Source organism: Balneolaceae bacterium (assembly GCA_034521495.1).
Taxonomy (GTDB): domain Bacteria; phylum Bacteroidota; class Rhodothermia; order Balneolales; family Balneolaceae; genus Rhodohalobacter.
Map to the genome: position 1 here is coordinate 269451 of JAXHMK010000009.1, position 23202 is coordinate 292652.

18 protein-coding genes and 1 tRNA gene are annotated in these 23202 nt (G+C 43.9%); 11 read left to right on the top strand and 8 right to left on the bottom strand.

From position 1 onward, the window contains the following. Positions 1 to 74: 74 nt before the first annotated feature. The 4 genes from U5K72_06140 to gltX form a co-directional block, all read right to left on the bottom strand. A complete protein-coding gene (locus U5K72_06140) occupies positions 75 to 3158 on the bottom strand; it encodes an AsmA-like C-terminal region-containing protein (protein ID MDZ7718386.1) in 3084 nt (1027 codons plus the stop codon). 97 nt (positions 3159 to 3255) lie between these two features. Beyond that, complete coding sequence (locus U5K72_06145) at positions 3256 to 5502, bottom strand: TonB-dependent receptor (GenBank protein ID MDZ7718387.1); 2247 nt, start codon at positions 5500 to 5502, stop codon at positions 3256 to 3258. Positions 5503 to 5538: 36 nt separating this feature from the next. Beyond that, on the bottom strand, positions 5539 to 6015 hold the full coding sequence (locus U5K72_06150) for a hypothetical protein (GenBank protein ID MDZ7718388.1): 477 nt from the start codon (positions 6013 to 6015) through the stop codon (positions 5539 to 5541). 648 nt (positions 6016 to 6663) lie between these two features. Beyond that, positions 6664 to 8151 (bottom strand): glutamate--tRNA ligase, encoded by a 1488-nt coding sequence (gene gltX, locus U5K72_06155; protein MDZ7718389.1) that lies wholly within the window; start codon positions 8149 to 8151, stop codon positions 6664 to 6666. Between the two features lie 192 nt (positions 8152 to 8343). On the opposite strand from gltX, the gene U5K72_06160 reads away from it, so the two are divergent. The 3 genes from U5K72_06160 (at position 8344) to U5K72_06170 (ending at position 9955) form a co-directional block, all read left to right on the top strand. After that, positions 8344 to 9066: a DUF1499 domain-containing protein gene (locus U5K72_06160; GenBank protein MDZ7718390.1), complete on the top strand. Its 723-nt coding sequence runs from the start codon at positions 8344 to 8346 to the stop codon at positions 9064 to 9066. 88 nt (positions 9067 to 9154) lie between these two features. Next, on the top strand, positions 9155 to 9415 hold the full coding sequence (locus tag U5K72_06165) for a hypothetical protein (GenBank protein ID MDZ7718391.1): 261 nt from the start codon (positions 9155 to 9157) through the stop codon (positions 9413 to 9415). A 120-nt stretch (positions 9416 to 9535) separates the two neighbouring features. After that, the gene (locus tag U5K72_06170) at positions 9536 to 9955 is read left to right on the top strand and encodes a VOC family protein (GenBank protein MDZ7718392.1); all 420 of its coding nucleotides are present in this window, start codon (positions 9536 to 9538) and stop codon (positions 9953 to 9955) included. A gap of 246 nt (positions 9956 to 10201) precedes the next feature. Here the strand turns inward: U5K72_06170 and U5K72_06175 are convergent, their stop codons facing one another. Further along, positions 10202 to 11095, bottom strand: a complete 894-nt coding sequence (locus U5K72_06175; protein ID MDZ7718393.1) for a serine hydrolase — start codon at positions 11093 to 11095, stop codon at positions 10202 to 10204. Positions 11096 to 11249: 154 nt separating this feature from the next. Here U5K72_06175 and U5K72_06180 point away from each other — a divergent pair, with 154 nt between their 5' ends. After that, positions 11250 to 13529 carry a glycosyltransferase gene (locus U5K72_06180; protein MDZ7718394.1) on the top strand — a complete coding sequence of 760 codons (2280 nt, stop codon included), beginning with the start codon at positions 11250 to 11252 and terminating at the stop codon, positions 13527 to 13529. Between the two features lie 110 nt (positions 13530 to 13639). On the opposite strand, the gene U5K72_06185 is transcribed toward U5K72_06180, so the two are convergent. Genes U5K72_06185 through U5K72_06195 form a run of 3 tightly spaced genes read right to left on the bottom strand, consistent with a single transcriptional unit; the run spans position 13640 to position 16378 of the window. Further along, positions 13640 to 14995, bottom strand: coding sequence for an aminotransferase class V-fold PLP-dependent enzyme (locus U5K72_06185; GenBank protein MDZ7718395.1), 1356 nt, complete (start codon positions 14993 to 14995; stop codon positions 13640 to 13642). A gap of 6 nt (positions 14996 to 15001) precedes the next feature. Continuing rightward, positions 15002 to 15877, bottom strand: a complete 876-nt coding sequence (locus U5K72_06190; GenBank protein ID MDZ7718396.1) for a DUF3078 domain-containing protein — start codon at positions 15875 to 15877, stop codon at positions 15002 to 15004. A gap of 18 nt (positions 15878 to 15895) precedes the next feature. Continuing rightward, positions 15896 to 16378 (bottom strand): phosphoribosyltransferase family protein, encoded by a 483-nt coding sequence (locus U5K72_06195; GenBank protein ID MDZ7718397.1) that lies wholly within the window; start codon positions 16376 to 16378, stop codon positions 15896 to 15898. Between the two features lie 115 nt (positions 16379 to 16493). Between U5K72_06195 and U5K72_06200 the strand changes: the two genes are divergently transcribed. From U5K72_06200 to U5K72_06230, 7 genes are all read left to right on the top strand, one after another. Beyond that, positions 16494 to 16775 carry a hypothetical protein gene (locus U5K72_06200; protein MDZ7718398.1) on the top strand — a complete coding sequence of 94 codons (282 nt, stop codon included), beginning with the start codon at positions 16494 to 16496 and terminating at the stop codon, positions 16773 to 16775. Then, entirely contained in the window at positions 16768 to 17937 is a 1170-nt protein-coding gene (locus tag U5K72_06205) for a DUF2851 family protein (GenBank protein MDZ7718399.1), read from the top strand. The genes U5K72_06200 and U5K72_06205 overlap by 8 nt, the downstream gene beginning before the upstream one ends. Before the next feature lie 47 nt (positions 17938 to 17984). Further along, positions 17985 to 18055 (top strand) — tRNA-Gln (locus tag U5K72_06210). 67 nt (positions 18056 to 18122) lie between these two features. Beyond that, positions 18123 to 19055, top strand: a complete 933-nt coding sequence (locus U5K72_06215) for a ribose-phosphate pyrophosphokinase (protein MDZ7718400.1) — start codon at positions 18123 to 18125, stop codon at positions 19053 to 19055. A gap of 17 nt (positions 19056 to 19072) precedes the next feature. Beyond that, complete coding sequence (locus U5K72_06220; GenBank protein ID MDZ7718401.1) at positions 19073 to 19780, top strand: 50S ribosomal protein L25; 708 nt, start codon at positions 19073 to 19075, stop codon at positions 19778 to 19780. Positions 19781 to 19800: 20 nt separating this feature from the next. Next, a complete protein-coding gene (gene pth, locus U5K72_06225; protein MDZ7718402.1) occupies positions 19801 to 20358 on the top strand; it encodes an aminoacyl-tRNA hydrolase in 558 nt (185 codons plus the stop codon). A 43-nt stretch (positions 20359 to 20401) separates the two neighbouring features. Continuing rightward, positions 20402 to 22588: a sodium-translocating pyrophosphatase gene (locus U5K72_06230; GenBank protein MDZ7718403.1), complete on the top strand. Its 2187-nt coding sequence runs from the start codon at positions 20402 to 20404 to the stop codon at positions 22586 to 22588. Positions 22589 to 23202 lie beyond the last annotated feature (614 nt).

A 23202-nucleotide genomic window follows, 5' to 3' on the forward strand; every position in this document is an offset into this window, starting at 1 on the left:
CAATACGCTATTGTGCAAGAAATATCAATAGAAATTATGTTTTTTTGGGTTGTTAAAGGATAAAAAAGTTCAGCTTAAGATCCGTCAAGCAAATTTCTTAATACATTAGAGGCACCATCTCTGATATAATCCCTGACGATTTGATCAACTTTGGAAGTATCAGGACCAACCTTCGGTGAAGCTGTTGTACCTGTTATCTGTATCGGGACTGCCATTCTGCCATCTTCAAGTTGAAGTGCATCTGCCGCTCTTCCGGATATAACTGTTGCAATCCCTTTTTTGAATCTTTCAGGTAGCAAGAGGGTCGCTTTATAATCAATTTTATCGGTGACCATATTTAAGCTTCCGTTCAATTCAAGTCCAAGATTACCGCTGGTCAGATTAAAGTTTTGTAAGGTCATGATCTCATTATCCATCGTAAAGTCTGCATTCCAGCGGTCGAGTGTAAGTGATGTGAGTTCCGGTGTTTTGAGGAACTCGGCAATTTTAGCCTGGATTGGATGGCCGGCAAGCCTCACTTTGCTCATTCCAAAAGTTCCGCTGGCATCGGCGGTTGAAATATCGGGGGAAAGATTTGGTTGAAGCTGAGCTGCATAATCTACATCAGCACTAAATGTTCCGGTAATATATTGATGAATGGTACTTTTGGGGCCAAGAAATCCGGTATCTCTGAAAAATGATTTTGCTTGCAGGCTATCGAGGTTTCCCGAAAACGAAATGCTTGTGTTAAGGGGGCCTGTTACCGTCCACTCCATCTCTCCTGTGGCTTCTCCATCAAACATTTGTGCGGTAGCATTCGAAACGCCGATCTCGCCGGGAGTCATTCGCCCGTTACCGGTAAGATTAGTGATGGAAAGGCCAAAAATCTGAAGTTCGCCAATTTCAGACCGAACAGACGCTGTAAGTTCAGGAAGCTCGATGGGAATGGGTTCTTCATCAGTTTCCTCTTCCCAGTCTATCATCTCGTCTACATTTAATAAACTACTTGTGTACGTACCGTTTACGGATGGCATCGTGGATGATTCTTCAGCTAAAAAGCTCATGTAATTTTGAAGAGCACCCTCCAGTTGAATGTCTGATTCTCCCAAATTCATCGAGAATTGTTCAAGGTTCATTTGATTCGGTTTTGCACTCATCCGCCCGGAAAGTTGGGTGATGGGCAGCGGAAGCGAGTCGCCTCTTGCACTTACATTATCAACTTCAAGTGAGCCATCCAGAGCTATGTTCTGCATATTTCCAACCGGTCCGCGTACATTCAGGTTCAATACGGCGTTTCCGGTTAGTTCCTGGATCATCGGTTCAAACGAGTAGTAAGAGGTGATACTGCTGAATGCGGCATTTCCGTCAAATGTCAGGTTAATGTTTGGCTCGTCACTCAGGTAATCTGTAACTGATCCTGTCATTGCGAGAGCGTTTTCTCCACTGGTAAATCGAGCTTCAGAAATCGTTAATTGCCGTCCCTGAGCCTGGGCTCGAAACGTGAAGTCCTCTAAAGGATTCACAAGAGATTTATGCGAAATATACCCATTCGTCAGATCAATGGTTCCGCGCTGCAGCACTGTCTCAAGTTGATCGGGGTCGGGCTGACCTTTCAGTGCAACTTCTGCAATCAATTTTCCGCGCATTTGCAAGGTATCTTCATCAATTGGGTAGAAATTTTTGATGGTTGCAAGGTCAAAGTTAACGTTTGAAACCACATCCACTGTTCTCTGATTTTCATCCAGCGGATTCAGGATAGTCCCGGAAAGGTTGAACTGATTTGTTGCGGCCGTAAATCCCGATTCGGCAATATCGATTCGGTTTTGGTCGGCTTTGATTCTTGCATTAATCGCTTCAATAGCATTTGGTACATCTGCGTATTTGAGGTTTCCATCAGCCAAAATAAATTCGCCGGAGAATTGAGCATTTTCAAAATCATCCATACGTCCGTTTGCAGATGCGTCGAGGTTTAACTGACCGCTAAGACGTTCGAGCCCCAGATCCTGGATAGGGTAAAAACTGCTCACCGTCGCCAGGTTGATATCGCCGGTTACATCGAGCGTGAAAGATGCATTTTCCTCGAGAGGCTGTTTGATTTGTCCGGAACCGCGAAGATGATTCTCACCGGCTTCGGCGCTAAATTGGTCAATGGTTGCCAATTCATTATTCACGTTTGCAGAGATGTTGATATTCTGAATTGCTTCGGGAAGGTCGGGATTTTGGAGAAATCCATCATTCACACCAATGGTAACATTAAAGTTTGGCAAAGATTCTTCCGTAAATGCTCCGTCTATATTTCCTTCGAAAACAAGTGACCCACGGGTGTTTAATCCACTTAGCTGATCCTCATATTCAGGGGGAGCCAGTCTCAGAAGTTCACCAAAATTATCTGAATTTGAGTTAAAGTTGAGTGAGACTTCAGGTGCCTCACCACTCCAATTGGATACGGATCCTGTGAGATTTAACGCGAGCCCGCGGATTGAAAAAGTGCCTTCGGAAAATGTTAGAACCTCATTTTCCATGTCCAGGGTTGAGGTTTGCTCCATACTAAGGGCCAGATTTTCAACATAGTTGGTTTCACCGACAGAATAGGAGAGAGAGGCTAATTCTGCAGCAATTGTACTTTCGATGATATCTGAAAATGTGAGGGTGATATTTGCATCTAAATCTTCGAGATGAGCTTCTGAGTTTGAGGTTTGATCTGCATAATGGATGGATCCATTTGTCAGCTCAAAACCGGAAATTGAAATGCTGCCCGATTCCTGAGATGTTGTGGTGTCGCTTTCGAAGGATTCAAATAAAAAATCTATATTGGTTGTAGAATCGGCCCGAACTGTGTAATAAACAGTGGGTTGCCGAACGTTTAAATTTGAAATAGAGATTTGGTCACCAAACAGGCTGAAAAAATCAAGCGAGAGTAAAATTTCATCAACCGTGGCAATGGGGTCTCCTTCCGGATCCGGAACTTGGATACTTCCGAGCTCTACACCAAAGCTTGGAAATGTTCGGAAGAATGTGATAGACATATTCTCAACCTGAACATCACTTCCGGTGGCACTACGGACTTTGGGTAAAACGGTTTCTTTCAGTCTCTCGTCAGTGAAATATAGATTCAGGCCAACCAGTGCCAGAATCAGAAAGAGGAGAATACCTGCAATAATCTTTAAAAAAGTCTTCATAAATAGTGTTTTCGGGTTTATTAAAACAAACAATTAACAGGTACATTTGTTCCATAAACCAATGATATATTAACTGAATATACTCTTTTAATTGAATTCAAAAAGCAGCTTGTAAAACAACTTGAAAATTTCTTGGAGGTGCAAAAATAGCAGGCCTTTCTACGTAGTAATAATCGAACAGATTATTGATCAAAAGAGAGGCGTTTAGGTTAAGTCCGTCATTAATTTTCGGCAACTGGAATTTGAAACGAAGATCGGTGATATATTGAGCCGGGAACACTTCTGCATCCGGTACGAAAAGAGAGAAATCAGTATCCACCCGTTCGGGCGGACTTGCAGCCCGGAAATCTAAACCAACTTCCATCCAGTCTGTAATCATTGAGTTTGCGGATGCATGGAACAGATGTTTCGACCGATAGAGCAGGGGTTGATTCAATTCCCGGTCGGTCGTGTTCAAAAACGTATATCCCAATTTGACCTGCCGGTTTTGATCGAGAGTAGAAACAGAGATCGATGCTTCGGCTCCGCGAATTCGAGCTTTCGTAACATTTACAAATTGGAAAGCAGCGAGTTCCTCAACAAAGGTGGGCTCAACCAAACGGCGATACTCATTCCAAAAACCAGTCAACTCGGCTTTTAAACTGTATGAATTTAGAACAGGACTGATGTACGTCATTCCGGTTTCATAACCGGTGCTGGTTTCAGGTTTAAGAGTCAGGTTCGATTTAAGCGGGAAAAAATCGCTGTTGTTTACAAAGCGTTCCGCCACACTGGGTACACGAAATCCTCTTCCAAAAGAGGCTCGTGCGGTGAGGTTGTCAGAGACCGAATAAGAGGCACTGAATTTCGGGCTGAATTGTGTGGCTGTACTCCGTGTGTGAACCTGGTAAGCATCGTATCGAAGGCCGGCAGTGGTTGTCAGCCGATCATTCCAGGTGTATTCAGCCTGGAAAAAGAGTGCGCCTTCGGGTTGATTTCGAACCGTCAATGAATCTTCTCCCACAAACACATCTGAGTTTATCACATTTTCGTCAAAAGAAATTCCGCCGCTGATGATCATCTCATCCGAAGCCTGGATGGTTGTTTCTGCTTCTAATCCATATCGAATGCCCTTGTTGTGCCTTTCAGACGGACTGATATTGCCATTGCCCTTGAGCGGCCGAAATGCCACGCCAAAAAGCCGGCCTTTTAAGGTGTATTGAATATTTTGGTTGATGGAGTGCTGAAACACGGGAAGAATTGTGAGCCGGTCGGAAAGCCCGTCATTGGCACCACTGGCTTCGTCACCGGTCAGGCTGATGGAGCCTGGACTCAAAACATTATCCAGTCCATCCCAATATAGAAACTGTTCGTTATTATTTCGGCGGATACCGGTGTACATCGAGATATTCATATCCTCAAAAATATCCCAACCAAACTTGATGTAGGTTTCAAATCCTTTTCGGGAACTGTTTTGCAGGTATCCTGAATTATTATGGAGTTTACCGCTGATCCAATAACCAAATGAATCGGAAACCTGGTGAGATCGCCCGAAAATAACGCCTCCCTGCGGACGAAATTCAGAACCATCACTCCAGCCGGATCTCCACGTTTGATAACGAACCGGTTCATATCCTCCTCCATAAAACCGAACAGTGTTCTCCGGTTCCTCAGAAAAATCTTTGGTGATGATATTCACAACACCGCCCAGTGCTCCTCCGCCATAAAGGGCTGAGCCGGGACTTTTTAGAATCTCAATTTGGCGTGTTTGAATCAGTGGCAGTCCGTCGAAATCCATCCCGCCGTCATCGGGTCCCATCAGCGGAACGCCATCCACCAAAAGCAAAACACGGCTTCCAACCCCATACGAAAATCCTGATGACCCACGGATATTTACCGAATTGCCGTGAACCTGAACGCCGGGCACATATTCGAGGGCCTGGTCGAGCGACGTAATATTTCGGGAGGTCAACTCTTCGGGTGAGACGGTATTCATGCTCACAGATACTTTTCCAATGAGCTGACTCCGGCGTGAGGCAGTAACGACCACTTCATCAGACTGAAAAACCAATGGAGTCAGTTCAATGTTGAGAGTTATTTTTTCTCCATTTTTCACGATGATACGATCAGTTTTTTGCTCAAACCCGACCATGGAGATTTGCAGAAGATGGGTGCCCGCCGGAACAGAAGCCAGGCGAAATTCTCCATTGGCATTTGTAACGGTTCCAATCTCCAAATCCGGAATTGTGACATGAACTCCCGGCAATGTTTCTCCAGACCTGTTTTGAACAGTTCCCTCAATGATTCCGGAATTTTCCTGAGAATATGCTCCGGAATGAATCATCAAAAAAAACAGGAGATTCAAAAGAAGCGGTTTGATATTTGTTTGTAGCATTTTCATCTACTCAGGAGGAAAGGGTGGCGGGTTATCAAAGTCAACTTCTATCTCAATCGAAACGGTATTGTCATCAATAATTATAATACCATTGTTTTTCATATAGAGTCCAACAGGTTTCCAGTCTTGTAGAATCTGATCTCCAAATTGTTGAGCTATTGCGTTATAAACATAGACTCCGTTCCGCACGTTATCTACTCTGAAGGAATCTCTTTCAACATTGTATTTGAGTCTTTGGCTGAACGGGAGATCAGGAAAAACCGAAACAATATCAGCTGCTGACTGAGGTTTGGATTTGAGTGCAACAAACCGGAGGTCTTTCAATGAATCTTCCGGCGGCCATTCTCCCGAGTAGGTTATCTTTCCAGAAATCACACCGGTTGGATTTGATTCCTCCATCGGCGGTTCAAGTCCGCCCTCGCAGCTTACGAACAGAATAGATGCGAAGAACAAAACAAATGGTATGGATAGGGATTGCTTCAATAGCTTTTTCTCTAATATGAGCAACGGACGGGATGCAATCAAGAGGTGTTGTACTCCCTTCTTGAGAGCAATGTCGCTAACTTTAAATTTATATCAATCAAAAAATGTTAAAAAATTTACTATTGAATGGTGGCGTGTTGGTGGTCCCAATCGGTCCGGCCTTTGATTGCTGAAGGGGGTGGTTGATTTGCGGGGAGTGCATGCGATGGTTGTAAAAACATACCGGATCAATTCTTATTTACGGCGACAGAGTGATATGGACCATTGTTTTTACATCGCAAAATGGACCGCAAATCCCGACTGAAGCAATCACCAGCCCGGCGGGTTTTGGATACTTTTGACCGTTCAAAAGTATCGGGGAAAAACTCTGATAATAACGAATGTTAGTGACATTACTCTTGAGAGGGTAAAATGAAATAAGCGGTTAGCGAATGAACTCGGGGTGTGTTTCACTAATTAATCACACATCGAGAACCCACCTCTTCCCGAAGTGTCGGGATGTCTCCTCCCAAGAGGAGAGGAATTTGCCCATGTTTTTTTGCAAAGGTAAAGGGGCGCAAGTGACGCTTCGCTTAACATTTGCGCCAGTCGGATGGTGTGTCGTCGAATACCCGTCAGACCGCTCCAAGCGGTCAGACGGGTGGAGTGCTATCCCAATTTTTCGAGTGCTGTATCAATACGTCGAATCACAGCATTTTTCCCAAGCAGTTCCATCGAAGAAAAAAGGTCTGGGCCAAATCCCTGGCCAGTGATGGCAATTCGAAGCGGCATCATCAGTTTTCCGAAACCAACATCTTTGGCGTTGATCACAGATTCAAGGGATGATTTTAATGGGCCGGCTTCGAATTTATCTTCGGGCATATCTTCAATTTTTGCTTTGTAGAGTTCAACGAGTTCGCCACTGTTGTCTTTCCATTTTTTGAGGGCTTTTTCGTCATACTCTTTCGGATCTTCAAAAAAGAACCGTCCCATCTCGAGAATCTCATCAATTTTGCTGATCCGTTCTTTCAACAACCCGACTGCTTTTTCGAGATATTCGACATTTACATCATCTATCAAACCGTCGTCAGTAATCTCTTTTAAACGCTTAGCGATCTGTGCATCCGGTTGTTCGCGCAGATAATGCTCGTTATACCACAACAGTTTTTTGTGATTGAATACGGCGCCGCCTTTGCTCACGCGGTCGAGGGTAAAGAGCTCAATCAATTCATCAAGGGAATGGATTTCGCTGTCGTCGCCGGGACTCCAGCCCAGATAAGCGAGAAAATTGATCAATGCTTCCGGCTCATAATTCTGTTCGATGTAATCTTTGGTGTTAATCGGAATTCCTTCGGATTCTGCTTTTCGTTTCGAAAGTTTTCCGCCGCTGGGCGACATAATCAACGGGAGGTGTGCCATCTGTGGAATTTCCCAGCCAAATGCGTTGTAAAGAAGTACGTGTTTGGGCGTACTGCTGAGCCACTCTTCACCGCGGATTACATGAGAAATCTGCATTTCATGATCGTCCACCACATTTGCAAGATGGTAAGTCGGCATGCCGTCTGATTTTAACAGAACCTGGTCGTCGAGTCCTTTGGTTTCGAAGGAAACATGACCTCGAATCAGATCCTCAAACCGAACCGTTTCCCGTCGCGGAACTTTAAGACGGACTACATATTCATCTCCCCGCTCCAATTTTTTTTCAACCTCTTCCTGCGGAAGAGTGAGGCTGTTTTTCATCGACTGACGAGTAATCGCATCATACTTCGGTGATGGATTACCTGATTTTTGCAGCCGCTCCCGCATTTGATCCAGCTCATCGGTGGTATCAAACGCATAATAAGCTTGCCCTTCTTCAATCAGTTGTTCGGCAAATTTATGATACATCTCCTTACGTTCGCTTTGCCGGTAGGGACCAAAATCTCCAGGATTTTCAGGACCTTCGTCAACTTCAATTCCGCTCCATTTCAGGGAGTTAATAATATCTTGCTCAGCCTCTTCCACGTACCGGCTCTGATCGGTGTCTTCGATTCTCAGGATAAATTTGCCGCCGTGATGTTTGGTGAAGAGATAGTTGTACAGTGCCGTTCTGAGTCCGCCAATATGAAGAAATCCGGTGGGTGATGGTGCAAATCGTACTCGAACAGTGTTACTCATAAAAGTATTATCATTTATTTTTAATTATCAGTTCAAAAATACGGGGAATTTGAACCGATGGCTAATAAATTCAGCGCTTGTTTCAGATCTGCGAAGTTTTGAAAACTTCGCAGATCTAACTTTGATGTTAAGATGAAATTTCTACTCTCAATTTTATACATTATGGTATAAACCTTACTCAAATTGGCAACTATGCTCTATTCAAGAATTTTGTTCTACCTGTCTTTATTAGCTGTACTTGTATTCATTGCATCGGGATATGGATATAACTGGGAAATTTGGTCGCTCGGTATGGCATTTACACTGCTTACCTACAGTGCATATGCAACAATTGGACTTGCAGTTATTGGGCTGATATCTATCTGGTTTCTTAGAAAACGCCGTGCAAAAGCGATCGTTTTTGCAGTGCTGGCCGTGCTTTTAACGGGGGCAGTTTCCGTAACGGCGCTTTACTGGCAACAGCGGGCTCAATCAGTACCACCCATTCACGATATTACCACTGATATTGATAATCCGCCGGCGTTTTCTGCGATGGTGAGGCTGCGGGCTGATGCTCCAAATCCGCCGGAATATGCCGGGGCCGAAACGGCCGAGATGCAGCGTGAATCCTATCCGGAAATTCAGCCACTCATATTATCACACAACCTGCAGGATGTAATGGATGCCGCCGTGATGCTGGTTATGGATCGGGAGTGGGAACTGGTGGCGATCAATCGTAATCAGGGGCGCATTGAAGCAACAGAAACCGTGGCATGGTTTGGCTTTAAGGATGATGTGGTTCTCCGATTCACTGAAACAACAGAAGGAACCCGTGTCGATATGCGGTCAAAATCCAGGATTGGCCGGGGTGATGTGGGCGTGAATGCCCAGCGGATTGAGGAGTTTTTGGAGGATTTGGAGGAGAGTCTGGAGTAGATTTATCTTGCAGATTTTTGAAGAGCTTTTAAGCCAAATGAAATCTTGGTGTAAAAATTAAATCTCAACATATTTAATTTACTTTAAAATGAAAGATACAACGCCCGAAGCAGAACAATTACAACGAGATATCATTCATTCCAAAACAGACCATGAGAGAGCTATGATGGGTATTGATATGATTGAAAGTGCCCGAATAATTGTCATGAACAGTATTAAAATTAAAAACCCTGATTTAACAGAGCGGCAAATTGTTGCAGAATTATTTGAAAGATACTATGGTCAGGAATTTTCAGAAGATGAGAAACAGGTCATTAAAAAGGGAATTATTCAATATCAAAAAAATTAATATTTCAGAGAGCAACATATTCATTGGATGGGTATTGGATGCCTGGACTGAAAATCTTGCTGATTCACTCATTCAATGACTCAACACAAGCAATAGACAACAAACAACTAACATTATCTAATGAACATCCCCCGCTTCCACCTCGCTTTTCCCGTTAAAGAACTTGAAAAAACACTCACCTTTTACAGAGATATTTTAGGCTGTAAAACCGGTCGCAGTTCCGATAAATGGATCGATTTTGATTTTTGGGGTCACCAAATAGTGGCGCATGTCAGCCCGGAAGATGCCGGAAAATCGGCTTCGAATGAGGTGGACGGCCACGAAGTCCCGGCAAAACATTTTGGTGTGATTTTAGAATGGGACGAGTTCTTTGAACTGGCCGAACGCCTGGAAGAACACGACCTGGATTTTATCATTGAACCGTACGTTCGGTTCAGAGGAAAACCCGGAGAACAAGCAACCATGTTTTTCTTGGATCCCAGTGGAAATGCGCTGGAGTTCAAAGCGTTTCGGGATGAGTCGCAGATATTTGCGAAGTGACCCATCCCCTCAATCCCTTTCCCTATCTGTCAGCCGATGAACAAGGAAGGGGAAGTAAATCTGCTGTCAAACAAAAGCCCCTCCTTGTTTCAATAGTGCTGTTCTATTGAAATAGGGAGGGGTTGGGGTGGGTAAACTCAGGAAGATCTTTCAACTTCAGCATCCTCAATAAATGGAATAATTCTTCCTCGCAGAAATTCGAAAATGCGATCCTGATAACGGCGGGAACCGCTGCTTCGTCCCAGATCAGAAGTGATAGAGACCACAGCTTCCAGTTCCGGTAGAATCATGATATACTGCCCGCCATTCCCCCAGGCAAAGAAAGAGCTGGTATTTGCCCACCGGCCGGCGCCACCACATGTAGCCATAGTTATAAGGATTATAGTTGCTGCGGGTATAGATCTGTACCGATTCCAGAACCCAATCTTTCGACACGATTCTCTGCCCGTTGTACTCGCCCACATTCATCATCATCGTGCCGATTTTCAACAGATCAAGCGGGGCTACAGCAAGATTATTTCCTCCCATATAATATCCCTGGGGATCACGATCCCAACCTCCGATTCGGATATCCATCGGTTCAAACAGGTACTCGTTGGCAAAGGCTCTTGTGGACATTCCGGTGGCTTTGGTTAAAATCACAGAAAGCAGGTGAGAGGTGCCGGTGCTGTATACCATTTTCCCGCCGGGTTCTTCTACAAAAGGCTGATTAAGCGCAAACTCCACCCAGTTGTTGCTCATTACCCAGCGTCCGTAATTCCTGAAACTGGTGGTTTCGAGCCCGCTGCGCATCGTCAGCAGATCTTTAATTGTGATAGCAGCTTTGGCCGAATCGGGATTTTCTTTGAAATATTCGGGGAAAAATTCTCTGATGGGTTGATCTACTCCCTCGATAAACCCCTTGTCAATTGCAATTCCAATCAGTAAAGAGATGATGCTCTTAGAGGCCGATTTGATATTGGTCGGTTCATCGCCATCAATTGAACCGCGATACTCCTCGTAAATAATTTCGCCCTCTTTCTGAATTACAAGACTTTGAATAGTTCCGATCTCAAAAATATCATCCAGAGAATCCACTTGGAGAGCAAATCCATTGGTGAGCGAAAGCAAGCTGATGATAAGCGGGATAAAAAATTTCATAGCAATAAATACAACAGTATAAATTTAATTTCAATGCCTGCAAAGGTAACGTAACCCAGATTTACAACGTTTTAAATTTTTATTGGAAAGTGATTTTATAAACACGTTTGAGCGTCGCTTACCATGTTGTATATTTGGGAAAAGAAAAACCGATATGACTGATACCATTCAACTATCCATCATCTTAACAACTCATGCCAGGGAAAAGCATTTTAGTTCCTTGTTAAACAGCATACTGGCGTTTGAACACGGGAAGTTTGAGCTGATTGTAATTGATGATGCATCGGACCCCGTGACATCCCAGGCGATTCAAAAGAAGATTGCTGCCAGCGATAATGACCGGGTCTATCTTTTTGAACATGAAGAATCGAAAGGACGGGGAGCCTGTCTGAATGAGGCGCTGGTTCAGGCATCCGGTACCCTGGTATGGGCACCGCTGCGGGCTGATCGTTTGAATGAATCATTGTTAAAAGAAGCTATCCGCCGGTTCAAGGCAGATCCCGCTGCGTTTTGGGTGTTAGATTATAAACTTCCCGAAGATGCGGTAGACTGGATTCATGCCGCCGAGGAAGGTGACCTGCCGGACGACAGCTGCCTGGTCTGGAATCGGAATGTAATTCACCCGGAACAGCTTTTTTTTAACCCGTTTTTAGATCAGCTACACGGAGCAGAACTGGCGTTCCGGCTGATTGAAAGTAATGTTTGGTACACCACCGATCCGTTCTTTGTGGTTGCAGATGATCAGTGTATTCATCCTTCACATATTGATACGCAAGAATTTCTATACACTGCGCTCCGCCTGAATAATGAGAGTGAGGTTAGAAAAGCGCTGCTTGATGAGCTTCTGGATTCAGAATCGAGGCTCAAAAAACAAACGTCGGATGATGAATATCTGATCCAGTCCCGCCGACTTATTCAACAGGGAGATGCCAAGCGTGCACTCGAGATGATCAACAAGTTTTTGAAGCGAAATCCGGAGCATCATGAAGGGAGCCGGATCAAAATTACGGCGCTCGAGAAACTTCGTCGCCATGTGGAAGCGGCCGAACTGAAGCATTCTCTGCAGCGGAAACCAAAGGAACCTGAGGAGCAAGTTGATCTTTCATTGATTCCTGAAAAGGATGAATCTGCCGGTGATACAGAACAGCCCAAATCGATTGAACACTCCGTAGTGATTCCTACAACGGGGCACGGAAAAGAGCCGCTCGAACTGGCCCTGCTTCATCTTGAGAAAGCGGTTGATCCAAATTCTACGGAATTGATTGTGATTGACAATGCCAGTATCGATGATACATTTGACTACCTTGAGCAGCTTCAGCATGAGAATTTCCTGAATATTACTGTAATTACAAACACCGCCAACGAGGGATTTGCGAAATCCGTGAATCGGGGAATCGAATCGGCCAAAGGGGAATATATCCTGGTGATGCACAACGATGTGCAGCTATCGAAAAACAGTGTAGATCTGTTGAAACGGGGATTTAAAAAATCAGATAAGACAGCAGTTACTGCCCCTGTTCTGAATACCACTAAAGTAGAGGCTCAGAAGAAAGAGCTGTCAGTGGATGAATCGTGGCCGACCACCGAACGGGTAGACAGTTGCTGTTTTATGATCAAAAAAGATCTGCCGGTTCGTTTTGATGAGGAGTACCAGCTCTGTTATTTCGAAATGGATGATTTTTGCCGGCAGATTACCGAAAACGGATTGGAATTGATTGTGGTTCGGGACACGGTTGTTGAACACCAACGAGGAACAACGATTAAATTGATGGGGCTTGAACTAAATCCCGAATTAAAATGGATGAACCGTGAGCGATTCTACAAAAAATGGGGATCTGACAGACCTGCGGAACTGCCTGAAGAGGGAACCCATCCCGAACGATTCCAGAAACTGGGTGCCCCGGATAACCCGATGAACCCAAGCATTGAATGGGTGGAAACAGTTCAGGATTATCTTACAAATGAAGTTCGCACTGAGATTCTTCGCGAAGAGTGGAGTGATGATGAATTTTTCACCATTATTTTAACTTTACTGATAGCGGATGAACGGGAATTGCTCCGAACACTGGAGGAGCGAATCGATGAGATGAAGCCGGATACATCACTGCTTGTTCTTTTTATTCATTACTACTTCAAGAAAAATATCTACTCGCGCTGTAAACACTATATGAGTTTGGCAGAGAAAAATCATCCGATTTTTGACCTCTATCGTTTAAAAATATTCGTGGCTGACAAAGAGTTCGGCAAAGCCATCCCTCTTCTGAATGAGATGCTTGGCGAGTATCCCTCCAGTCCCGAGCTGTTCTACCTTGCGGGTGATATGTACGAGAAAAATGATGACCAGGGAGAGGCAAAATCGTTCTTTGCGATGGCATCGCAGCTCGATCCCTATCGCTTTAAAAACCAGGATTCATCATTTGAGCTGAAGTTTTGAATTCAGAAAGATCCGCGAAGTTTTTGAAACTTCGCGGATCTGCATATTAATGGCGCGAGCGTCTCGCTCGTGCCCGAAATTGAAAGCACAAGCGAGACGCTTGCGCTATCTCAATCTTCACTAATAAGCCGCTCAACCAACTCATCCACAAACTCTTCATGTTCCTTTTTCATGAATACACTGCGGAGTACTATGGCGTGATTGGCGTCAATTCTATATTCCGGGAAATTCTTTGTAAAGATTTCTGAAGGAATTTTAAAGAGGCTCAGATGATATCCTTTCGTGCCCAATTGCATTCCTTTATCAAATACTTCTTGATTAATCGTATTCAAAGCACTGATCGATTTTTGATCAGGTTCTTTGAAGTAGGCTACAATATCCAGGTCAGGTTCTTGATAAAGTTTCCAGCCATCCTGGTTTTCAATTTTTGAGGCAAATTTTTTACCTGATCTGATGGTGGATGAGAGAATGTGTCCAAGTCCTGATCTGGTGAGAGGCAGCAACTCCAGTGTTGCCCAAAATGCTGCGGCAGAGGCTCCTGCACGGGAACATTCGAGGCTGATTTCGCCGAGATGGAGATCATCTGAAGTGAAATAGGTGTAGGGTGAATCGTGCTTGAAGTATTTTCCAACTTCCGCATTTTTGTAGAGAACACTTCCGCATCCATACGGTTGCAGGCCATGTTTATGCGGATCGATTACAATACTGTTGCATTCAGAAAACAAGGACCAATGTTTTTTTGAGGGTAACTCATCAGCTATGATTTTAAAAAATCCTCCGTAAGCAGCATCCAGATGCACGCGAATATTGTTGTGTTTGGCTACTTCTAAAATCTCTTCAAGAGGTTCAACTAAACCAAGTCCTGTGGTTCCCATGGTTACTACAAGGGTGCCGATCCTGTGAGCATTTTTTTGGATAAAATTTAGATCGGGCAATCCGCGATGATCAACAGGAATTTTGATGAATTCGCAATTGAGAACCCGGCACATTCGCTGATGGGTGTAGTGTGCGTTCGCAGATGCAGCAATCGCTTTATCCGGATGAATTTCGCGGGAAATAAACAGAGCTTCGAGATTGGCAATTGTGCCGCCGGAGGTCAGGTGCCCGAGTGAATTGGAATCATATCCAACCATAGCTGCCATTTTTTGAATAACCTCTTTTTCCATCGCCGAAGTGGGCGGTCCGCCATCCAGTGCATGATTATTTGGATTGATGGTCATCGCCAGCGCGTACGAAAGCCATGCAACAGGATGGGGAGGCTTTAGCATCTGCCCGGCATAACCGGGGTGATGAAACGGGTAATTACCTTCAAGCCGCGATGCGAGTTGATCCGCTATCTGCTGAATCTTGTCAAGCTGGTCGGCACGGGAATCTTCTTCAGAAAAAGAACCATACGATGACCGCCAGCTGTCCAGCTTTTTTAAAGCGTTTTGCAGGATCGGCAGATATGGTTCAAAATTGTTCAAATTGTATTACCGAATTGAGTAAGAGATTCCGAGCGAAAGAACTTGTGCAACCTGGATTTCATCAGAGAAGTTGTCATCATATACAAGATCCAGGCTCAGGTTTGTATTGATGTAACTGTTGATCCGGCCAATGATCTTGTTGGAAAAATAGATATCTGTACTGCTAACGGCACTGTCAAAACTGGTAAATGTCTGGACGGATGAAGAGAGTTGCATATTTTCCATCAAATCTGTTTCCAGGCTGGCACCAAAATTTAAACCGGCTTCTGAACGAAACTGATCTCCTTCAGGGAGTCCGTACGTTTCAGATAGGGCTTCATCACTCACGTATGTTTGCTTCAAACCAAGTCCCGCTTCCACAGAAAAAATATCACTGGGTACCCAGGCCATTCCTATGCTTTGGTTGAAATAGGCCGGCGCCATAAATTTCGAAATGAGTATATCACCACCGTCTTCAGCTGCACCATAATTAAATCCTTTATCAAACTGCGTTCGGAAGGAGAGGTTGTTATATAATTTTAATTCAGGATTTTCGTCGTTGAGTGTGTAGAGGAACCTGTTCAGCAAGTACAACCGATCGGAAATTTTGCGTGTTCCTTCATTCTCAATCTTTGTTTTACCGTACCGGGTGTCAAGCAGAAAACCGTAAGCAAATTTCTGATTTTTGTAAAGTGTTGTGATTGTTGAGGTTCCCGTTGCGGCTATATTGTTTGTACCTCCCTGCGACCAGTTGGAGTAGGAAGCCTGGGAACCGTTCAATCCCAAAACCCATGTTGTTTTTCCGCCCCGAAGAGTGTCGGGCACTGAAATGGTATCCTGAGCAGTTACGGCACTTGTAATTAAAAACGTGAATAGTGATAAAAGATATAGTGTTCGTTTCATTTAATGCTAAAAGAAATTTTACTTTTCAATCAGTACAACTTTGTGGGGTAAACCGTTTTTAAGACGGAGTTCTACCTGTTCGTTGAGTTTAGTGGGTGCGTCTAAACCAACAATACCAGCATGAACAGGGTATTTTCTATGTCCGCGGTCTACCAACACCACAACAAAAATCTTTTCGAAGGCAGAAAGTTCCTTCACCTTTCGGATAGATCTGAACATGGTACCGCCGCTGAAAATAACGTCATCAATCATAAAGAGAGCACAGTTTTGAACCCTGTCTGAATCAAACTCAATGATAGATTCATCTTCGGAATTGAGCTGCTTAAGCGTTATATCATCACCGGTCGCCTCTTCCAGGTTGCTCTTAATCTCTTTGGCAAGACTGAATCCTCGTTCATTTAGCCCAACCAAGGCAATTTGTTGATTTTTGGCCTCCTCAAGAATCTGGTAAGAGATCCGTTTGATGGTACGTCGAATTCGTTTTTCTTTAAGAAGAATCATAACTTTTAGAAATCTTTTTATAATTCATTAAAATTATTCAATTTATTAAGGGAATAAAACAGAAACATTTTGAGAGCGTTATCAAATCAAAAGAATTAAATCATGAGGTGTAACTATGAAGATTGCAAAACAAGTCATTCTGTTCAGTAGTGGATTTGCAGGAGGTTTTCTCGCAGGGCATATAGTATCTACCTATCAAAGAACCGACCAGTTCCGCGAACAGAGAAAGCGGGTGGAATTGGCAATGTCGAGGTTTAGCCGGGTTCTGAAAGAGAGCCAGGAACGGCTCAACGAAGTTAACAGGCGTCTTAAAAGAGAGCTCAGAAATCCCGTTCCCGATCTATACCAGGCCACCGAGACGATACCTCTCGATGAAAATGAACTGATTTATGACTAATCGGCGCCCATACCGGGAGGAGCTTTACCAGTGGATTTGGCACGAGGTTGAATTCAGTTGTACAAATTTAAAAACAACCGATGGTAAACCGTTAAAGATTGTAGATACCGGATCAGTGAATCATGGAGCCGGCCCCGATTTTTTGGGGGCTCATATAAAAGTTGGACGGCGGGATTGGTATGGCAGTGTTGAGATTCATAATAAACCAAAAGAATGGTACCGGCATGGCCACCATGAGGATGAAGAGTTCAACAGTGTGATTCTGCATGTAGTATTTGAAGATGATAGTTCCGGGAAGATAATAACTGAAGATGGTCACGAGCCGTTTACATTAGTATTAAAACCCTATCTCACTAAAAATATTTACCAGCTGCTCGAGAGAAAACAACGAAGTGGAATTGCTTGCTCCGGAAATGTTTCATTTATCAACCAGCAGGCTTTTCAGAAACAGGTGGAGAAGGCTCATCGGGAGTATTTGGAATATAAAGTGGAGGAGTTGCTGGCATTTTATGATCCATCACTCCCCATCTCAACGGCTTGGCAGCAATGCCTGATTGCAGGTGTCTATCAAACGTTGGGAATACCATCCAACAAATCCCAAATGAAAAAACTCGCTCAGGATCTGTTTGATAAATCTATGCTCTCTCAGGATTCTGCAGAGTTTTCAAAACAGGTCACCCGGTTTGCCTTCCATTCTGATAAAAAATTTAATTGGAAACAGAATGGAATGAGGCCCGCCAGTCGGCCGAAGCCCAGAATCAAACAAGCGGCGGCCATTCACTTTTCAATTCAACAAATTCCATTTCAAACCTTTTTTAAAAATGAATTGGAAGCAACCTGGAATCAGATTTTGGAAGGGGTTGATTCGGCCTGTCGGCCCGGGAAATCACGCCTTCGTCTAATCAAACAGATTGTTTTTTTGCCGGCAATCTATTTTTTGGGAGATCTGCTGCAATCCAACCGGTTGAAACAATCTGCTTTCGATGCATGGTTAGTGCCCAACCACCATGTGCCGCCAGAGATGAAAGCTCCATTCAAAAAAGCCGGTTTTACTGTAAACCATTCAACGAATATCATCGGGCTGGCACACCAATACAAAAGATATTGCCAAAAAAAGAATTGCCACCGGTGCGAAGTGTTTAAAAAAGCAATTCGTTCTTGATTGATATTTTTCATCTCTATATCTTTGGTGTCTGTCGATAATGCGATTGCCCGGTCGTCTAATGGCAGGACACCTGGTTTTGGTCCAGGCAGTGGGGGTTCGAATCCTCCCCGGGCAACTCAAACAAAAGGATGCCGGGTGGTACTCCTTTTTTCTTTTATAAGAACCATGACAAAACCGTTTTCTTGGATACACCATTAGCCATATTTGCAGGGAGAAGCAACCTGGCACTTTCCCGTGCTATTGCTGAAAATTATGGCACAGATTTGGGAGAGGTAACCATAAAATCCTTTTCTGATGGCGAACTCTATGTGAAGTATGAACAGAGTATTCGCGGTGAGGATGTTTTTGTGATCCAATCCACACCGCCTCCCGGTGATAATATTATTGAATTACTGTTACTGTTGGATGCCGCCAAACGTGCCTCGGTTAAACGGGTTACAGCGGTAATACCTTACTTTGGGTATGCCCGGCAGGATCGGAAAGATCAGCCGCGGGTATCTATCGCCTCGAAGTTGATGGCAAATGTACTTGTGGAAGCGGGTGCCGACCGAATTCTGACGATGGATTTGCATGCATCACAGATTCAGGGGTTTTTTGATATCCCGTTGGATCACTTGTATGCAAGCCGGATTTTTATTGATTATTTTTCAAAAAATCCGATCGACAATTTGGTGGTTGTGGCACCGGATGTTGGAAGTTTGAAAATGTCTCGTGCCTATTCAAAAAAACTGGGATCGAGCCTTGCTTTTATAGACAAGAGGCGTCCCAAGCAGAATGTAGCCGAAGTGATGAATATTATTGGTGAAGTGAGCGGCAAGAATGTGTTAATTGTAGATGATTTGATTGATACTGCCGGAACCATCACCAATGCGGCAGTTGCGTTGAAAGAGCGCGGTGCGTTGAGTGTTATGGCAACATCAACACACCCGATTTTATCCGGGCCGGCGTACCAGCGAATAGAAGATTCTCCAATTGATGAGCTATTGGTAACAGATACGGTTCCGCTTCGAAAACCATCAGATAAAATTAAAGTTTTAAGCGTAGCCGGTATTTTTGCGGAAGCTATTGAGCGTATCCATACTAACGACACGATAAGTGCACTTTTTGATGATTAATCGATAACTGAAAAACAATGAATCAACCAGAATTATACGAACTCGAAGGTGAAAAAAGAGAGCTGGGAAGTAAAGTCTCCGAGTCTCTTCGAGAAAATTTGAGAATACCTGCGGTTCTATACGGACCCAAAGTTGAAGAGAATGTTCACTTTTCCATTAGTGAAGTTGACCTTGAGAAAATACTGTCGGTGAGCCAAACCAAATTGCAGACTCTCACGGTGGATGGAGAAGAGTATAAAACTCTCTTAAAAAATGTTGAATTTGATCCCGTTACAGACCGTGCATTGCACGCCGATTTCTATGTGCTGGATGATGAAACACCTGTAAAACTGAACGTTCCTGTTCGCTTGAATGGTATTGCGATTGGGGTTCGGGACGGCGGTGGCCGTGTGTTCCAGCCAATGAGAATTGTTCGAATTAAAGTATTGCCGGATATGATTCCCGCAATGTTTGAACTCGATATCACCGATCTGGAAATTGGCGATTCTCTTCATGTAAGCGAATTGGATATGGAAGGAATTGATCCGCTGGATGATCCGAGACGAACAATTGTAACAATTGCGCCTCCAAAATCCGAGTCATTGTTTACTACCTCACTTGTTTCAGAAGAAGAAGAGCTGGAAGAAGGCGAAGAACTGGAAGAAGGCGAAGAGCTTGCTGAAGGTGAAGAAGAAGTAGAAGGCGAAGGCGAGGCCGGCGAAGAGAGCGAAGGCAAAGAAGAATAAATGAAGCGGTTTAGCTGTTTATGGCACTGATTGTTGGCCTGGGAAATCCCGGACAGGAATACAAAGGTACGCGCCATAATGTAGGCTTTGAACTGATTGACAAACTTTCTGAGAAACTGACCATTACTCTTAAACAGGGTAATGGTCTTTTCTTTTTGGGCGAGGGGCAATTTAAGGGACAAAAAGTAACCCTTCTGAAACCAACCACATATATGAATCATAGCGGGAAAGCTGTATCTAAAGCTATTGCAGTTACCGGATATTCTCCTGCAGATTGTATGGTTTGCTATGATGATATCCATTTGGAAGCGGGAAGAATAAAACTAAAACCCTCCGGGAGTGCAGGCGGCCACAATGGAATGAAAGATATTATTGAACGACTGCAATCACGAGATTTTCCGCGCCTGAGAATTGGGATTGGCAATGATTTTAATCGCGGGAGACAATCCGATTATGTATTGTCTCCATTCTCATCATCGCAGAGAAAATTGATAGATGAATCATTGGAGGTTGCTTCCGATGCAATTTTAATGTTTCTTCGTGGTGGTATTGAACAAGCAATGAACGAATATAACTGAATTTTCATAACAGAGATCGCTAACTATAATCCAAACGAATAACATGGTTAATTCAATAATATATCTAATTCCGGTGGCGGGGGTTCTTGCACTTTTGTACACCTTTTTCAAGACCTCCTGGGTATCAAAACAGGAAGTGGGAACCGAAAGAATGGAGAGAATCAGTAAAAGTATTTCAGCGGGGGCAATGGCATTCCTCAAAGCTGAATACAAGGTCTTATCGATCTTCGTATTGGTTGTCGCTTTGTTACTTGCATTTAGTGCAAACCCAGTAATATCAAGTTGGATGATATCCATTTCATTTATTATTGGGGCACTTTGCTCCGGACTTGCCGGATTTATTGGTATGAAAGTAGCAACAAAAGCAAATGTTCGAACAACTCAAGCGGCACGTACCAGCCTTGGCAAAGGACTTGAAGTAGCCTTTGCCGGTGGATCCGTAATGGGGCTCGGGGTTGTAGGGCTCGGAGTACTTGGATTGAGTTTACTTTTCATATTGTTTAGTCAGCTTTTTGGTCTTGAAGGTGCCGATGCCGTTAACAAAGTGCTGGCTGTTGTAACAGGATTCTCATTTGGAGCATCATCTATTGCTTTATTTGCTCGTGTTGGAGGTGGAATTTATACAAAAGCCGCCGATGTGGGTGCCGACCTTGTTGGTAAAGTTGAAGCTGGAATTCCCGAAGATCACCCTTTAAACCCAGCAACCATTGCGGATAATGTAGGTGATAACGTTGGTGACGTGGCCGGTATGGGGGCCGACCTTTTTGAATCGTATGTTGGATCCATCATTAGTACAATGGTTCTCGGGGCTGCATTTATGGCCATTCCGGGATGGAGTGATAACTTCAACGGCTTGTCCGCCGTTCTTCTGCCGTTGGTACTGGCCGGAACAGGTATTCTAACATCCATCATGGGGACGTTTTTTGTGCGTGTGAAGGAAGGTGGAAATCCTCAGAAAGCATTGAATATTGGTGAGTTTTCTTCAGCTTTTGTGATGCTTATTGCTTCCTTTTTCCTCATTCAATGGATGCTTCCTGCCGAGTGGACGTTCAATGGTCAAACTCTCACATCAATGGGTGTTTTTTGGGCCACAATTTTTGGATTAGCAGCTGGTCTGTTAATCGGTTTGGTAACGGAGCACTACACAGGTACAGGTACAAAACCCGTTTGGTCAATCGTTAAGCAATCTGTAACCGGATCGGCTACAAATATTATCGCCGGTGTGGGGGTTGGTATGATCTCAACGGCCATTCCCATCATTATAATTGCAGCGGCGATTATTGGGGCGTATCATTTTGCAGGATTATACGGTATTGCGATTGCAGCTGTAGGTATGCTTGCTAATACGGGAATTCAGTTAGCAGTGGATGCTTACGGACCGATTTCTGATAACGCTGGTGGAATTGCAGAAATGTCTGAACTACCCGGTGAAGTTCGTGAACGGACAGATAAGTTGGATGCGGTAGGAAACACAACCGCAGCGATTGGAAAAGGATTTGCCATTGGTTCTGCAGCATTAACAGCACTTGCTCTTTTTGCTGCCTTCATTACAGCTTATGAAACGGTGAACCCCGGTGTTACGGTTGCAATCAATATTACAAGTCCTTTTGTGATGGCCTCGCTTTTTGTTGGGGCGATGCTTCCGTTTCTATTCTCAGCACTTTCTATGAATGCGGTTGGGCGAGCAGCCATGAGTATGATTGAAGAAGTGCGGCGGCAATTTAAGGATATACCCGAGCTGACAAAAGCACTCGCTGCGATGAACAGAAATGAGGGTAAAAAACTGGAAGATTGGTCTGATGAAGACAGAAAAACATTTGAAGCAGCTGATGGAAAAGCAGAGTACGAGAAATGTGTGGCGATCTCTACACAGGCGTCCATTCGTGAAATGGTTGTACCCGGGCTTCTGGCTGTGATTGTACCGGTACTGTTTGGTTTCATCGGTGGACCTGAAATGCTTGGCGGTCTTCTTGCAGGTGTTACTTCTGCGGGTGTGTTAATGGCCCTGTTTCAATCGAATGCCGGCGGTGCCTGGGATAACGCCAAGAAGATGATTGAAGAGGGCGTAAACATTGATGGGATTGAATATGGAAAAGGCTCAGAACCACACAAAGCAAGCGTTGTTGGTGATACCGTTGGTGATCCTTTCAAAGATACATCTGGTCCTTCTCTCAATATTTTAATTAAGTTAATGTCTGTTGTTGCACTTGTAATCGCTACGATGATCTAATCAACAGATCTATCTAAAATTTTAAAGCCCTGCAGTATCATTACTGTGGGGTTTTTTTGTTTGAAGAAAATCTCCATTAGACTCGTTCCGAAGGTCCCCCTTCGGAATGTCTCTTTGAAGCTTTGCTTCTATTTAAAAAAAGAGCGGATTAAAGTTAATTGGAAGGGGAGCTTCCGGATGGCGTTTCAAAGCAGAGTACCTGTTTAGCGACTTGTCGCCTCGGAGTGGTAAGGAAATCCCTTCTTGAGAGGGGACAGGTGTAGACAAAATGGTGAAGCCAGATTTGACAAACCAGGGGTGTGTCGAGGGAGTATGGTATTGGCTACACATTTAAATGGAAGCAAGCAACCTGTGGAACACACCCCTGATTCAATCGCTGAACGCGATTCAATCTGTCCCCTCTCAAGAGGGGATTATATAGCCTAACTTTTCACTTTTTTACTGAAAATATGTACTGCAAATCGCTAAATACATACAAAGCAGAGTTTTGAAACGAGTAAATTTTTATCATAATTAAAGTGTTAAACATTTATTTGATGACTTTCATGAACTGTGAGAGATTCTTTCAAAGACAGATATAGGTTTCTTACCTTATTATCAGAATTCAAAAGAAA